This window comes from Aeromonas sp. S5(2024), assembly GCF_041403025.1.
Classification (GTDB): domain Bacteria; phylum Pseudomonadota; class Gammaproteobacteria; order Enterobacterales; family Aeromonadaceae; genus Aeromonas; species Aeromonas hydrophila.
This window is the reverse complement of record NZ_JBGLRI010000004.1, coordinates 279,829-293,559: the sequence shown is the minus strand read 5'-3', so window position 1 is coordinate 293,559 and position 13,731 is coordinate 279,829. Positions and strand designations below refer to the sequence as shown.

Sequence of the window (13,731 nt, the reverse complement as noted above, 5' to 3'; positions counted from 1 at the left end):
ATAAAAAAGCCGCCGGCATGGCCGGCGGCAATATTGCTGACTAACAGATGGCGGTTTACAGGCTGTAGGCCTTCTCGCCGTGGGTGGTGACATCCAGCCCCTCCCGCTCCGCGTCTTCTTTCACTCGCAGGCCGATCAGCAGATCCACCAGCTTGTAGGCCACCACCGAGATGATGCCGGACCAGAGGATGGTCACACCGACCCCGATGGCCTGAATTTTGACCTGCGCCAGGATGGAGTAGCCCTCCGCCACCTGGTTGGTGACGTAGTCCCACACCCCGGTACCGCCCAGATCCGGGCTGGCGAAGACGCCGGTCAACAGCGCCCCCAGGATGCCGCACACCCCGTGCACACCGAACACGTCCAGGCTGTCATCGGCGCCCAGCAGCCGCTTGAGACCGTGGACCCCCCACAGCCCGGCAACACCGCTGATGAGGCCCATCACCAGACCGCCTCCCACTCCGACGAAGCCGGCCGCCGGAGTGATCACCACCAGCCCGGAGACGGCGCCGGAAGCCGCACCCAGCAGGGAGGGACGACCCTTCATCACCCACTCGGCCAGGGTCCAGGAGAGGGCCGCCGCCGCCGGCGCCACCCAGGTATTGATGAAGGCCAGTGCCGCCGTGCCGTTCGCTTCCAGCGCGGAGCCGGCGTTGAAACCGAACCAGCCGAACCAGAGCAGAGAGGCCCCGATCATGGTCATGGTGAGGCTGTGCGGAGTCATGGGGTCACGGCCATAGCCCAGGCGTTTGCCCACCAGATAGGCACCGACCAGACCGGCCACCGCCGCGTTGATGTGCACCACTGTGCCGCCCGCAAAATCCAGCGCACCGTGCTGGAACAGATAACCGGCGGTCGCGGTGGCCGCTGCCGCAGCATCGGCCGTAGTATAGGCATCCGGCCCCGCCCAGTACCACACCATGTGGGCCAGCGGAATATAGGCGAAGGTGAACCAGATCACCGAGAACAGCAGCACGGCGGCAAACTTGATGCGCTCGGCGAAGGCCCCCACGATCAGGCCGCAGGTGATGGCGGCGAAGGCGCCCTGGAACACCACATAGATGAACTCGCTGATGCCGACCCCCTTGCTGAAGGTGGCGGCGATGGAATCAGGGGTGACTCCCTTGAGCAGCGCCTTGCTGAAGGAGCCATAAACGCTGTTGCCCTCGGTAAAGGCCAGTGAATAGCCGTAGAGGATCCACAGCACGCAGATGAGCGAGAACAGGGTGAACACCTGCATCAGTACGCTCAACATGTTCTTGCTGCGCACCAGGCCGCCATAAAACAGGGCCAAACCCGGAATGGACATCAGGATAACCAGGGCTGCCGACAGCAGCATCCAGGTATTGTCCCCCTTGTTGATGGTCACTACTGCCGGTGCCGCAGCCTGCACGACCTCGGCCGAGGCGGCCACTACCTCTTCAGCCCAACTGGGGGCGGCCAGCAAGGCGGCAAGCGCCAACAGGCCAGTCATCACGAGTCTCTTGAGCATACAGCCATCTCCTTCCCTGTCGTCCCGGCTCCCGGCCGGGTCCATTTCCTGATATGAACATCGAAACCGACGATTCACGTACATCCACATTCGCTACACACTGGTGACCGCCCCGCCCATCATTCCTCGGATGAGCGGCATCATGGCGACATAAGTGCTTCAAAGCACAAAGCAGGCCAACTTAATAAATAGATTAAAATCATTGATTTATGCTGGTGCCGGCGAAGTAACGCACCAGATTGGCGCACGGGACGCGCTAACTTGAGCAAGTGCGCACTTCCGCTGTGCACACACATACTGCCGCACCGAAATAGCGCAGAGGGACGCCATGCGGACATAGACGAGTAGCCGGCCTGCCGATATCAGCCAGAGAATGGAAGAGCGATGAGAAAGGGGAAAAGCGGAAAAACAAAAGGCCATCATTGCTGATGGCCTTTTGTCTTGGAATTTGATGGTGCCCGGGGTCGGACTCGAACCGACACGGTTATTCACCGGCGGATTTTGAATCCGCTGCGTCTACCGATTTCGCCACCCGGGCAACTGCGAGGGATTATACGAATGGCGCTTGGGCATGCAAGGTGTTTTTCTTGCTCTCACAGTCGTTTGCTCATTTATTCAACGCCTTGCCGAGGCTGGGTCAGTTACATAGAATGCCCGCATCATATTAATGGAATAAAAACGATGGCCAAGCGTAAATCCGTCCAACCGACACCGACCCCTCCCGCGACTGCGCGCTACCCTTCCGCCGGCCTGCTACGCCGGCTCGGCGCCCTGCTCTATGACTATCTGGTGGTCATCTCATTGCTGATCATCGCCGGCTTCATCGGGATGGGGGTGGCACACTTGCTGCTGGCAACCGGCATGGCGACCGTGCCCGAAGGCAAGGACGCCGCCTGGCTGCTGACCAGCCCCATCTACAGCGCCTGGCTCGCCTTCATCATCTGCGGTTTCTACACCTGGTTCTGGACCCGTGCCGGCCAGACCATCGGCATGCGGGCCTGGCGTCTGCGCATCCAGAATGCCGACGGCAGCAACATTCGCATCACCCAGGCCCTGATCCGGCTGGCCACGGCGGCCTTCGGCCTCGGCAACCTGCTCTGCCTGTTCAACCACAAGTCACCTCGCGCGTTTCAGGACATCTGGTCCGAATGTGAAGTGGTGGTGCTCGGCAAGCAAGAGAACCTGGAACAGCTCAATCGCTGATCCTGTGGCAGCAACGAAAAAGGGCACCCCGAGGGTGCCCTTTTTGCTGGCCGACACGCTTACTGCTTGCGGCTCAGGATATAGAAGGAGATACCGCCGAACAGCAGTGCAGCAGTGCAGCAGTGCAGCAGTGCAGCAGGAGCGATGGCCGCCTTTTGTCAGCAGCGCCACCGCCCTCACAGCCCTTCAGGCCGCTACTGCTTGCGGCTCAGGATATAGAAAGAGATACCACCAAACAGCAGGCTCGGTGCGATGGCCGCCAGGATCGGCGGTACCGCATACACCAGGCTGATGGGCCCGAACACCCGATCGCTGACGTAGACGGCAAAGCCGGTCATGATCCCCATCAGCATCCGCGCCCCCATGCTGACCGAGCGCAGCGGGCCGAAGATGAAGGAGGAGGCCAGCAGGATCATGGCCACCACCGAGAGCGGTGACAGCAGCTTGCGCCACATCTCCAGCTTGTAGCGCCCGGCATCCTGCTTGTTGGCATCCAGATAGCCGATGTAATCCAGCAGTCCCGCCACCGGCAGGTTTTCAGGATCGATGCTCACCACACCCAGCTGTTTGGGCGTGAGCTCTGAGCTCCACTCCATCTGGGGCTGAGTCTCGCTCATGATCTGCCTGGGGTCATCGAAGCGGGTCACCTGTACCTGCTTGAGCAGCCAGTGATGCTGCTCGAACACCCCTTCCTGCGCCTGCAGGATATCGATCAGCTTGCGCTCCGGGGTGAAACGGTAAAGGGTGATGCCGGTCAGCGCGCCATCGTTGCGCACCCCGTTGATATTGACGAAGTTGTTGCCATCGCGGGCCCACACCCCGTAAGCCGACACGGTCAGCCGCCCCTCAGACAGGGCGCCCGCCTTGATGTCGTCCGCCATTCGCTTGGCGATGGGGGCCACGTACTCTCCCATCAGCCCAACCAGGATCATCAGCGGGATGGCGGTCTTGAGAGCCGCCATCACTATGCTGATCTTGGAGCGGCCCGCCGCCTGCATCACCACCAGCTCGGAGCTGGTCGCCAGCTGGCCCAGACCGATCAGGCCGCCCAGCAGGGCCGCCAGCGGGAAGAAGAGCACCGCCTCTTTCGGCATGGAGAGCAGCACATAGTAGAGGGCGCTGAGCATGTCGTAGTTGCCTTCCCCCACCGACTTCAGCTGCTCCACGTACTTGATGAGCGCCGCCAGCCCGACCAGGGTCAGTTCGCACAGCAGGACCGACATGAAAATAACACGGCCGATATATCTATCGAGAATGCCAAACATCAGCAGAGACCCCCTTGTTGCAGCATCATGCTGATTTTTTCCTCAAATACAGACGTATGGAACGGGGGCGACATCAAAATGACCCGGTCGCCATGTCTATCGAGAATGCCAAACATCAGTAGAGACTCCCAGATGGCAACATCATGCCGATTTTCTCTTGAAATAGAGGGTCTTGACCCCGTTCCACCAGCTGGTGCCCTGCAGGTTGAGCGGCAACCCGATCAGCAGCAGATAGACCAGCGGCACCAGGAACATGCCGGGCCAGTGCGGCAGCCGGCCGCTGTCGATGGCAGAACGGGCGGCACTGAGCAGCAGGAAGTAGGAGAGGTAGAGCAGGATGGCCGGCAACAGCTTGGCATAGCGGCCCTGACGGGGGTTGACCCGCGCCAGCGGTACCACCAGGAAGGTCAGCACCAGAATGGAGAGCGGCAGCGACAGGCGCCACTGCAGCTCGGCCATCAGCTGGTTGTCCTGCGTACCCAGCAGCTCCATGGTCGGCTTGGCCGCCGCCTTGCGGTTGGAGCGCTCCATCTCCTGCTGGCGGATCACCAGGCTGTACTCGTCGAACTCGGAGATCTGGAACTGGCGGGTATTGAAGTGCCCCTCGTAGCGGGAGCCATCCTTCAGGGTCAGCCACTGCAGACCGTTGCTGTCGACCGTGACCACCCCTTCGGTCGCCACCACCACCGACGGCGGCTTGCCATCCTGAGAGCGTTGCAACACGAAGATTTTCTGCAGTTTGGAGCCCTTGTCGTTGAGATCCTGGATGTAAGCCACCAGCCGTCCCTTGTCGAGCTCCATAAAGCGGCCGGCCTGCAGGAAGGAGATACCCGGATCGGCCTTGAACTCGTCGATCACCTGGTACTCGCGCTCCTTGGCCTGCGGGGCCACCCAGCCGGTGTTGAAGGCGGCAACAGCCGCCGTCAGCAAGGCCAGCACCATGGCGCTGCGCATCACGAAACGGTGGCTGAAGCCCACCGCATGCATCACCGTCATTTCGCTTTCGGCGTAGAGGCGCCCGTGAGCGAACAAGATGGCCAAAAACAGGCTGATGGGCAGCATCAACAGGGCCATGTTGGGCAGGTTGAGCAACAGCAGGGTGGAGACCAGGCGCGTCGGCACCTCACCATCGGCGGCGTCGCCGATGATCTGGATGAATTGCTGGCTGACGAAGATGAGCAGCAGCACGAATAATACCGCCAGCTGGGTTTTCAGGGTTTCCCTGAACAAATATCGGAAAACGATCACAGTCATTCCCAAGTAAACTTGTGTTTTTAGTCGAATGCCTGAAAAATAGGGCCGTATATTGGATTTTTACCAGTTTGAACTGCGGAGCCAGTGCCTGTTCGCTCCGCCTCTGATACCCCAACAAGCACCGCATTATTCAATAAAAGGTGCCTTTTGTCTTTAGGATGTAGGAGATTCCATGGAGTTCAGTGTAAAGAGTGGCAGTCCTGAGAAGCAACGCAGTGCCTGCGTCGTGGTCGGCGTATTCGAGCCGCGTCGCCTCTCTCCGGTTGCCGAACAACTGGACAAGATCAGCGATGGCTACATCAGTTCGCTGCTGCGCCGTGGCGACCTGGAAGGGAAACCAGGCCAGATGCTGTTGCTGCATCAAGTACCAGGCGTGCTCAGTGAGCGCGTGCTGCTGGTCGGTTGCGGCAAGGAGCGGGAACTCGACGAACGCCAGTACAAGCAGATCATCAACAAGACCATCACCACCCTCAACGAAACCGGCTCCATGGAGGCGGTCTGCTTCCTGACCGAGCTGCATGTCAAGGGACGGGATACCTATTGGAAGGTGCGCCAGGCGGTGGAAACCACCAAGGCGGGCCTCTACAGTTTCGATCAGTTCAAGACCAACAAAGCCGAGCCGCGCCGTCCGCTGCGCAAGCTGGTATTCAACGTGCCGACGCGTCGGGAACTGACCATTGGTGAAAAAGCCATCGCCCACGGCCTGGCCGTGGCGAAAGGGGTGCGCGTCTGTCGCGACGTGGCCAACATGCCGCCCAATGTCTGCAATCCGGCCTATCTCGCCTCCCAGGCCCGTCGTCTGGCCGATGCCTTCGACAACATCACCACCAAGGTGATCGGCGAGCAGGAGATGGCCGAGCTCGGCATGAACTCCTATCTGGCGGTGGCTCGCGGCTCCGACAACGAAGCCATGATGGCCATCATCGAGTACAAGGGTCATCCGGATGCCAAGCCCATCGTGCTGGTCGGCAAGGGACTGACCTTCGACTCCGGCGGCATCTCCATCAAGCCGGCCGAGGGCATGGACGAGATGAAGTACGACATGGGTGGCGCCGCCTCCGTGCTCGGTACCATGCACGCCCTGGCCCAGCTGCAGCTGCCGATCAACGTCATCGGCGTACTGGCGGGCTGCGAGAACATGCCGGGTGGCAACGCCTATCGCCCGGGCGACATCCTCACCTCTATGTCCGGCCAGACCATCGAAGTGCTGAACACCGATGCGGAAGGCCGCCTGGTGCTGTGCGATGCGCTGACCTATGTGGATCGCTTTGATCCGGAAACCGTGATCGACGTGGCCACCCTGACCGGTGCCTGCATCATCGCCCTGGGTCACCACACCACGGGTCTCTTGGCCAACCACAACCCGCTGGCCCACGAGCTGCTCAACGCCTCCGAGCAGGCGGGTGATCGCGCCTGGCGTCTGCCGCTGTTCGACGAGTATCAGGAGCAGCTGGAGAGTCCGTTTGCCGACATGGCCAACATTGGTGGCCGCCCGGCCGGTACCATCACCGCCGCAGCCTTCCTGTCACGCTTCACCAAGAAGTACAACTGGGCCCACCTGGATATCGCCGGGACCGCCTGGAAGAGTGGCAAGGAGAAAGGCTCCACCGGGCGTCCGGTGCCTCTGCTGACCCAGTTCCTGCTGAACCGGTCAGGGGTGGTCATCGAAGAGAAGGAGTAACCCTTTTATCCCGTTCGATGCGTGCATCAAACGGGATAGCGTTACCCTGAATCACAAGGAAGAGGCCCGCCTCTTCCTTGTTTCATTGAGAGTTGGCAGGAATATCCCCTGCCCGTCCTTACCGGCGGTCAATAGTCCGTCACCGCAAACGGGATCAACCTGATGAGCCAAGTGACCTTTTACCTGATGAGCGAACAGGATGACGCGCAGGCTTCGGCCGTCGAACGCCTTGCCTGCCAGCTCGTAGCCGATAGCTGGGGTGCGGGCCATCTCTACCTGCTGTGCGACGACGAAGCGCAGGCCCTGCGCCTCGACGAGCTGCTGTGGCAGCTGCCGCCGGAGCGCTTCGTGCCGCACCAGCTGCAGGGCGAGAGCGGTCAGGCACCGGTGGAGATCGGCCATCAGCCGCCACGGCGGCGCTATGCCCGCCTCATCAATCTGGCCAAACAGACACCTTTGTTTGCAGGACACTTCGCTCAAGTGGTAGATTTTGTCCCCACTGACGAAACACAAAAGCAGCAAGCCCGCGAGCGCTACAAGCACTATCGCCAGGCAGGCCACACCCTCGAGATGAGGGATCAGCCCGTCCTTGCCGCACCGGATCCGACACAGCCCTGACTGTGCCACCCTCGATCCACGACGAATCAACACCAGAATCCATCCATCCAGAATACGGCGAGACCATGGAAAAGACTTTTAATCACAACGCCATCGAACAGGCGCTCTATCAGCACTGGGAAGCCCAGGGTTACTTCAAGCCCCACGGCGACACCAGCAAAGACTCCTTCTGCATCATGATCCCGCCGCCGAACGTCACCGGCAGCCTGCACATGGGTCACGCCTTCCAGCAAACCCTGATGGATACCCTGATCCGCTACAACCGCATGCAGGGCAAGAACACCCTGTGGCAGGCGGGTACCGACCACGCCGGTATCGCCACCCAGATGGTGGTTGAGCGCAAGATCGCCGCAGAAGAGGGCAAGACCCGCCACGATTACGGCCGGGAAGCCTTCATCGACAAGATCTGGCAGTGGAAGGAAGAGTCCGGCGGCACCATCACCCGCCAGATGCGCCGTCTGGGTGACTCCGTGGATTGGGAGCGCGAGCGCTTCACCATGGATGAAGGCCTCTCCGCCGCCGTACAAGAAGTGTTCGTCCGTCTCTACGAAGATGGCCTGATGTACCGTGGCAAGCGTCTGGTGAACTGGGATCCGAAACTCAACACCGCCATCTCCGATCTGGAAGTGGAAAACCGCGAGATCAAGGGCCACATGTGGCACCTGCGCTACCCGCTGGCCAACGGCGCCAAGACTGCCGAAGGCCAGGATCACCTGATCGTCGCCACCACCCGTCCGGAAACCATGCTGGGTGATACCGCCGTTGCGGTAAACCCGGAAGACCCGCGCTACAAGGTGCTGATCGGTCAGCACATTCTGCTGCCGCTGGTGAACCGTCTGATCCCCATCGTCGCCGACGAACACGCCGACATGGAGAAGGGCACCGGCTGCGTGAAGATCACCCCGGCCCACGACTTCAACGACAACGAAGTGGGCAAGCGCCACAACCTGCCGATGATCAACATCTTCACCCTGGACGCCCACGTGCGTGCCGAGGCCGAAGTGGTCGACAGCAACGGCAACCCCAGCACCGCCTATGACGCCGCCCTGCCGATCGAGTTCGCCGGGATGGAGCGCTTCGCGGCCCGCAAGGCCATCGTCGCCAAGCTGGACGAGCTGGGCCTCTTGGCCGAGATCAAGGATCACGTGCTGCAGCAGCCTTACGGCGATCGCGGTGGCGTGCCCATCGAGCCAATGCTGACCGACCAGTGGTACGTGCGCGTGGCGCCGATGGCCAAGACCGCCATCGAAGCGGTGGAAGATGGCCGCATCCAGTTCGTGCCCAAGCAGTACGAAAACATGTACTTCTCCTGGATGCGCGACATTCAGGACTGGTGCGTCTCCCGTCAGCTGTGGTGGGGTCACCGCATCCCGGCCTGGTATGACGATGCCGGCAACGTCTACGTGGGCCGCAACGAAGATGAAGTGCGCGCCAAGCACAACATCCCGTCCGTGACCGTGCTGCGTCAGGACGAAGACGTGCTCGACACCTGGTTCAGCTCCGCCCTGTGGACCTTCTCCACCCTGGGCTGGCCGAACAACACCGAGGCGCTCAAGACCTTCCACCCGACCGACGTGCTGATGAGCGGCTTCGACATCATCTTCTTCTGGATTGCCCGGATGATCATGATGACCATGCACTTCATCAAGGACGAGAACGGCCAGCCGCAAGTCCCGTTCAAGACCGTCTACATCACTGGCCTCATTCGTGACGAAGAAGGCCAGAAGATGTCCAAGTCCAAGGGCAACGTGCTGGATCCGCTCGACATGATCGACGGCATCTCGCTGGAAGATCTGCTGGAGAAGCGCACCGGCAACATGATGCAGCCGCAGATGGCCGAGAAGATCGGCAAGCGTACCGCCAAGCAGTTCCCGGAAGGGATCGAAGCCCACGGTACCGACGCCCTGCGCTTCACCCTGGCGGCGCTGGCCTCTACCGGTCGTGACATCAACTGGGACATGAAGCGCCTGGATGGCTACAACAACTTCTGCAACAAGCTGTGGAACGCCTCCCGTTATGTGCTGATGAACACCGAAGATCAGGATTGCGGTTTTGCCGGTGGCGAGATGCAGTTCAGTCTGGCGGATCGCTGGATCCAGTCCCAGCTGCAAGTGGCCATCCGTGACTTCCGTACCGCGCTCGATACCTACCGCTTCGACATCGCGGCAGGCGTGCTGTACGAATTTATCTGGAACCAGTTCTGTGACTGGTATCTGGAGCTGACCAAGCCGGTACTGACCAAGGGTTCCGAGGCCGAGCAGCGCGCTGCCCGCTACACCCTCGTCAACGTCCTCGAGACCCTGCTGCGCCTGGCCCACCCGATCATCCCGTTCATCACCGAGACCATCTGGAAATCGGTCGCCCCGCTGGCCGGCGTGCACGCCGACACCATCATGATTCAGGCCTTCCCGGAGTTCGACGCTGCCAAGGTGGACGAAGCCGCGATGGCGGATCAGGAGTGGGTGAAGGAGTTCATCGTCAGCATCCGCAACATCCGCGCCGAGATGAACGTGGCGCCGAGCGTGCCCCTCAATGTGCTGCTCCAGTGCGATGCCAAGGATACCCAGCGCGCCGCTGACAACGAGGCCTTCCTCAAGTCGCTGGCCCGTCTGGAATCTATCCGCGTACTGGCGGATGGTGAAACCGCCCCGCTGTCGGTCAAAAAATTGATCGGTGCGACCGAGCTGATGATCCCGATGGCCGGTCTCATCGACAAGGATGCCGAGCTGGCTCGTCTGGCCAAAGAGGTTGCCCGTCTGGTGGGCGAGTGCGGCCGCATCGAAGGCAAGCTCGGCAACGAAGCCTTCGTCGCCAAGGCGCCGGAAGCGGTCATCATCAAGGAGCGCGAGAAGCTGGAAGATTACCGTCTCCAGCTGACCAAGCTGGAAGCTCAGCAGGCCGAGATCGCCGCGCTGTAAGCCGGATTTGACTTGGTAGAAGCCCCCTCCTGCAGGGGGCTTTTTATTGCCCGTCCGCCGCCACCCCGCGCTTTTTGCGCTTCTTCATGCAAAATTAGCGAGCCAAATCACCCGCTTTCACAAGCGCATCGCCCCCAAATTCATTACACTGCCAGCGATCTTTTCTACTCGGAGTGCTGTTGCAGTATGGAAATATTGATCCTGTTTGGATTGATTTTGCTTAATGGCGTCTTCGCCATGTCGGAAATCGCCATCGTCACCGCGCGCAAGGCCCGCCTCAGCAAGATGGTCAGCGAAGGGAGCCGCTCTGCCGCCATCGCCCTCAAACTGAGTGAAGATCCGACCCATTTTCTCTCCGCAGTGCAGATCGGCATCACCAGTATCGGTCTGCTCAACGGTATCTACGGCGAATCCCTGCTGGCCCAACCACTGGCGCTCTGGCTGCAGGAGTGGGGCATGGCCCCCAAGAGCAGCAGCCTGCTCGCCACCGTACTGGTCATCGTGGTGGTCACCTATCTCTCCATCGTCATCGGCGAGCTGGTGCCCAAGCGGCTCGGCCAGCTCAGCGCCGAACGCATCGCCTGCTTGGTAGCCCGCCCCATGATGTGGCTGGCGGCGCTCACCCGCCCCTTTGTCTGGCTGCTGTCTGCTTCAACAAAGGCCAGCCTGCGCATCCTGCGCGTCAGCCAGGACGGTGGCGCCAACGTGACCCAGGAGGAGATCCACGCCATGCTGGTGGAAGGCTCAGAGGCCGGGATCATCGAGGATCATGAGCACACCATGCTGCGCAATGTGTTCCGCCTCGACGAGCGCAGCCTCTCGTCACTGATGGTGCCGCGCAGCGACATCCGTTATCTCGACCTCGCCCTGCCGCTGGAGGTGAACCTGCAGCGACTGGTGGAGTATCGCCACAGTTTCTTCCCGGTTTGCGACGGCAGCCTGTCGGAACTGGTGGGCATCATCAACGTCAGCAAGGTGCTGCACGCCTACATCAAGGGAGAGCCCATCGATCTGGCGGCGCTGACCCAGGATGGCAGCCTGCTGCCGGAGACCCTCAACGGCCTCGAGCTGCTCAACCACTTCCGTACCCACTCCGAGCACATGGTGCTGGTGGTGGACGAATATGGCGAGCTGCAGGGGCTGGTTACCCAGCAGGATCTGCTGGAGACCCTGGCCGGCGACTTCCAGCAGGAGGACGGCGACGACAACTGGGCATTCCAGCGTACCGACGGCAGCTGGCTGCTCGACGGCCTCATTCCGCTGCCGGAGCTGAAGGACTGTCTGGGACTGGTTCGGCTACCGGAAGAAGAAAAACATCACTATCACACCCTCGGAGGGCTTATCATGCTGCTCCTTGGCCGCGTTCCCCAGACCGGAGATCTGGTCACGCTGGAACAGTGGCAACTGGAAATTGTTGACATGGATGGTCTGCGCATCGACAAGGTGCTGGCCATGCCCTTGCTTGATCAACCCAGCTAACCTGCGGAGTTTGCAACTATGGAGCAGTTTTACCAACTGTCTCACGCCTTTATGCATCAGGATCTGGTGACGCTATCCGATCCCAAGATGGCCTTCATGGTCTGCGGCGTGTTATTGACGTTTCTGGTGCTGGAGAATGGCTTCATCCCCACCGCCTTTCTGCCCGGCGACAGCCTGTTGATCCTGACCGGCGTGCTCATCTATCAGGACGTACTCTCCCTTGGGGTGATCCCGCTGCTGATCCTGGCCACCTTTGTCGGCACCTGGCTCGGCTACATGCAGGGGCGTTTCCTGGGCCATACCCAGCTCTACCACCGGCTGCTGTCCCATGTGGAAGAGAAGCACCAGCAGAAGGTCTACTACCTGCTGGACAAATACGGCATAGTGACCCTGATCACCGCCCGCTACATCGCCTTCGTGCGCACCGCCTACCCCTATATCGTCGGCGCGACCGAGCTGCCGCAGGGGCGCTTTCTCATCGTCAATCTGGTCAGCTCCATCATGTGGATCTGCCCGCTGGTCGGCTTTGGCTACTTCCTGAGCCACACCAAGCTGGCGTCCGAGTATCAGTCCCAGTTTCTCAGCATCATTCTCTGCCTGCCGATCGTACTGCTGGTCGGCGGTCTCATCGCGCTGATCTGGCGCTGGCTGAGCAAACGCAAAGCCAGTGCGCCACGGGATTGAGACAAATACACAGGGCCATCGCAAGATGGCCCTTTTTTTAGCTAAATAATGGCGATTTACCCGCTGGCGCTCTTGTCAAGCGAGGGTAAAAATGAGTGAATCTAGCGCCTTTTTTTTCGACGTGAATGGAGTCGGTAGTATGCGGTGTCGGGTTAGCGCTATGGCGCTGGTTTATGCATTGGTTGGACTGCTGGGATTGCCAGCAGCATTGGCTGCCCCCAACCCGGCCAAACTGCAGCTGCAATCGAGCAGCGCGCTGGTGATGGATGTCGGTACGGGCAAAACCCTGTACCAGAAGAATGCCACCCGGGTGCGCCCCATCGCCTCGATCACCAAGCTGATGACGGCACTGGTGGTGCTGGATGCCCGTCAGGATCTCGGCCAGACCCTGACCATCGATCAGAACGACAGAGACGCCATCAAGCACACCTATTCGCGGGTGCGCATGGGCACTCAGGTATCACGCCGCGATGCCCTGCACTTGGCACTGATGTCGTCGGAGAACCGCATGGCCTCGGCCCTGGCCCGTCACTATCCCGGTGGACGCCCCGCCTTCGTGCGGGCCATGAACAACAAAGCCAAGCAGCTGGGCATGCGCAACAGCCGCTTCTATGACTCCACCGGCCTGTCGACTCGCAACGTCTCCACCGCCCAGGATCTGGCCAAGCTCATCGCCGCCGCCTATCGCCAGCCGTTGATCCGCGAGTTCACCCAGGACACCAGCAAGGACATGCGCTTTCGCACCCCTGCCTACAGCCTGATGTTCAACAACACCAACCCGCTGGTGAAGAACCCGGACTGGGATGTGCGCCTCTCCAAGACCGGTTTTACCGACGAGGCGGGCCGTTGCCTGCTGATGCGCGCCAAGCCGGACAACCGGGAGCTGGCCATCGTGCTGCTCAACTCGGTGGGCAAACGCACCCCGGTCGGCGATGCCAACCGCATTCGCAAGTGGCTGAAAAGCTGATCCCGCGCCACGGGGATGAAAAAGGATGCTGCGGCATCCTTTTTTATTGCCCGCAAACCGCCTCTGTGCCCATCCGGACGCAGCAATCACAAAAGAGGATGGACGATTGCTTCAGGCTAAAAGACGGCTATACGACGCGATACCGTGTGCGTGAGGGGGGGAAAGATGGC

General features: G+C 60.7%; 10 protein-coding genes and 1 tRNA gene. 7 read left to right on the top strand and 4 right to left on the bottom strand.

Annotated features, from left to right (window positions below):
- Positions 1-55: 55 nt before the first annotated feature.
- Both amt and ACB032_RS10835 read right to left on the bottom strand, forming a co-directional pair.
- A complete protein-coding gene (gene amt, locus ACB032_RS10840) occupies positions 56-1,492 on the bottom strand; it encodes an ammonium transporter (RefSeq protein WP_016351995.1) in 1,437 nt (478 codons plus the stop codon).
- 452 nt (positions 1,493-1,944) lie between these two features.
- Positions 1,945-2,030, bottom strand: a tRNA-Leu gene (locus tag ACB032_RS10835).
- A 143-nt stretch (positions 2,031-2,173) separates the two neighbouring features.
- On the opposite strand from ACB032_RS10835, the gene ACB032_RS10830 reads away from it, so the two are divergent.
- Positions 2,174-2,695: an RDD family protein gene (locus ACB032_RS10830; RefSeq protein ID WP_016352039.1), complete on the top strand. Its 522-nt coding sequence runs from the start codon at positions 2,174-2,176 to the stop codon at positions 2,693-2,695.
- A gap of 194 nt (positions 2,696-2,889) precedes the next feature.
- Here ACB032_RS10830 and lptG read toward each other — a convergent pair whose 3' ends face one another.
- Both lptG and lptF read right to left on the bottom strand, forming a co-directional pair.
- The gene (lptG, locus tag ACB032_RS10825) at positions 2,890-3,960 is read right to left on the bottom strand and encodes an LPS export ABC transporter permease LptG (RefSeq protein WP_011707420.1); all 1,071 of its coding nucleotides are present in this window, start codon (positions 3,958-3,960) and stop codon (positions 2,890-2,892) included.
- 141 nt (positions 3,961-4,101) lie between these two features.
- A complete protein-coding gene (lptF, locus tag ACB032_RS10820; RefSeq protein ID WP_005305138.1) occupies positions 4,102-5,214 on the bottom strand; it encodes an LPS export ABC transporter permease LptF in 1,113 nt (370 codons plus the stop codon).
- A gap of 172 nt (positions 5,215-5,386) precedes the next feature.
- Here lptF and pepA point away from each other — a divergent pair, with 172 nt between their 5' ends.
- The 6 genes from pepA to pbpG all read left to right on the top strand — a co-directional run bounded on the left by pepA (position 5,387) and on the right by pbpG (position 13,561).
- Positions 5,387-6,895, top strand: coding sequence for a leucyl aminopeptidase (pepA, locus tag ACB032_RS10815; RefSeq protein WP_011707422.1), 1,509 nt, complete (start codon positions 5,387-5,389; stop codon positions 6,893-6,895).
- Positions 6,896-7,057: 162 nt separating this feature from the next.
- On the top strand, positions 7,058-7,513 hold the full coding sequence (locus ACB032_RS10810; protein WP_371137916.1) for a DNA polymerase III subunit chi: 456 nt from the start codon (positions 7,058-7,060) through the stop codon (positions 7,511-7,513).
- Between the two features lie 65 nt (positions 7,514-7,578).
- Positions 7,579-10,431, top strand: coding sequence for a valine--tRNA ligase (locus tag ACB032_RS10805; protein ID WP_371137915.1), 2,853 nt, complete (start codon positions 7,579-7,581; stop codon positions 10,429-10,431).
- 186 nt (positions 10,432-10,617) lie between these two features.
- The gene (locus tag ACB032_RS10800) at positions 10,618-11,910 is read left to right on the top strand and encodes a hemolysin family protein (RefSeq protein ID WP_029302168.1); all 1,293 of its coding nucleotides are present in this window, start codon (positions 10,618-10,620) and stop codon (positions 11,908-11,910) included.
- Positions 11,911-11,928: 18 nt separating this feature from the next.
- Positions 11,929-12,594, top strand: a complete 666-nt coding sequence (locus ACB032_RS10795; RefSeq protein ID WP_371137914.1) for a DedA family protein — start codon at positions 11,929-11,931, stop codon at positions 12,592-12,594.
- Between the two features lie 139 nt (positions 12,595-12,733).
- The gene (gene pbpG / locus ACB032_RS10790; protein WP_011707427.1) at positions 12,734-13,561 is read left to right on the top strand and encodes a D-alanyl-D-alanine endopeptidase; all 828 of its coding nucleotides are present in this window, start codon (positions 12,734-12,736) and stop codon (positions 13,559-13,561) included.
- The last annotated feature ends 170 nt before the right edge of the window (positions 13,562-13,731 follow it).

Excerpts from the sequence above, each read along its gene's own strand:
- ACB032_RS10830 (WP_016352039.1), top strand. The coding sequence starts at position 2,174 with ATGGCCAAGCGTAAATCCGTCCAACCGACACCGACCCCTCCCGCGACT.
- ACB032_RS10800 (WP_029302168.1), top strand. The coding sequence starts at position 10,618 with ATGGAAATATTGATCCTGTTTGGATTGATTTTGCTTAATGGCGTCTTC.
- amt (WP_016351995.1), bottom strand. The coding sequence starts at position 1,492 with ATGCTCAAGAGACTCGTGATGACTGGCCTGTTGGCGCTTGCCGCCTTG.
- ACB032_RS10810 (WP_371137916.1), top strand. The coding sequence starts at position 7,058 with ATGAGCCAAGTGACCTTTTACCTGATGAGCGAACAGGATGACGCGCAG.
- lptF (WP_005305138.1), bottom strand. The coding sequence starts at position 5,214 with ATGACTGTGATCGTTTTCCGATATTTGTTCAGGGAAACCCTGAAAACC.
- lptG (WP_011707420.1), bottom strand. The coding sequence starts at position 3,960 with ATGTTTGGCATTCTCGATAGATATATCGGCCGTGTTATTTTCATGTCG.
- pepA (WP_011707422.1), top strand. The coding sequence starts at position 5,387 with ATGGAGTTCAGTGTAAAGAGTGGCAGTCCTGAGAAGCAACGCAGTGCC.
- ACB032_RS10795 (WP_371137914.1), top strand. The coding sequence starts at position 11,929 with ATGGAGCAGTTTTACCAACTGTCTCACGCCTTTATGCATCAGGATCTG.
- pbpG (WP_011707427.1), top strand. The coding sequence starts at position 12,734 with ATGCGGTGTCGGGTTAGCGCTATGGCGCTGGTTTATGCATTGGTTGGA.
- ACB032_RS10805 (WP_371137915.1), top strand. The coding sequence starts at position 7,579 with ATGGAAAAGACTTTTAATCACAACGCCATCGAACAGGCGCTCTATCAG.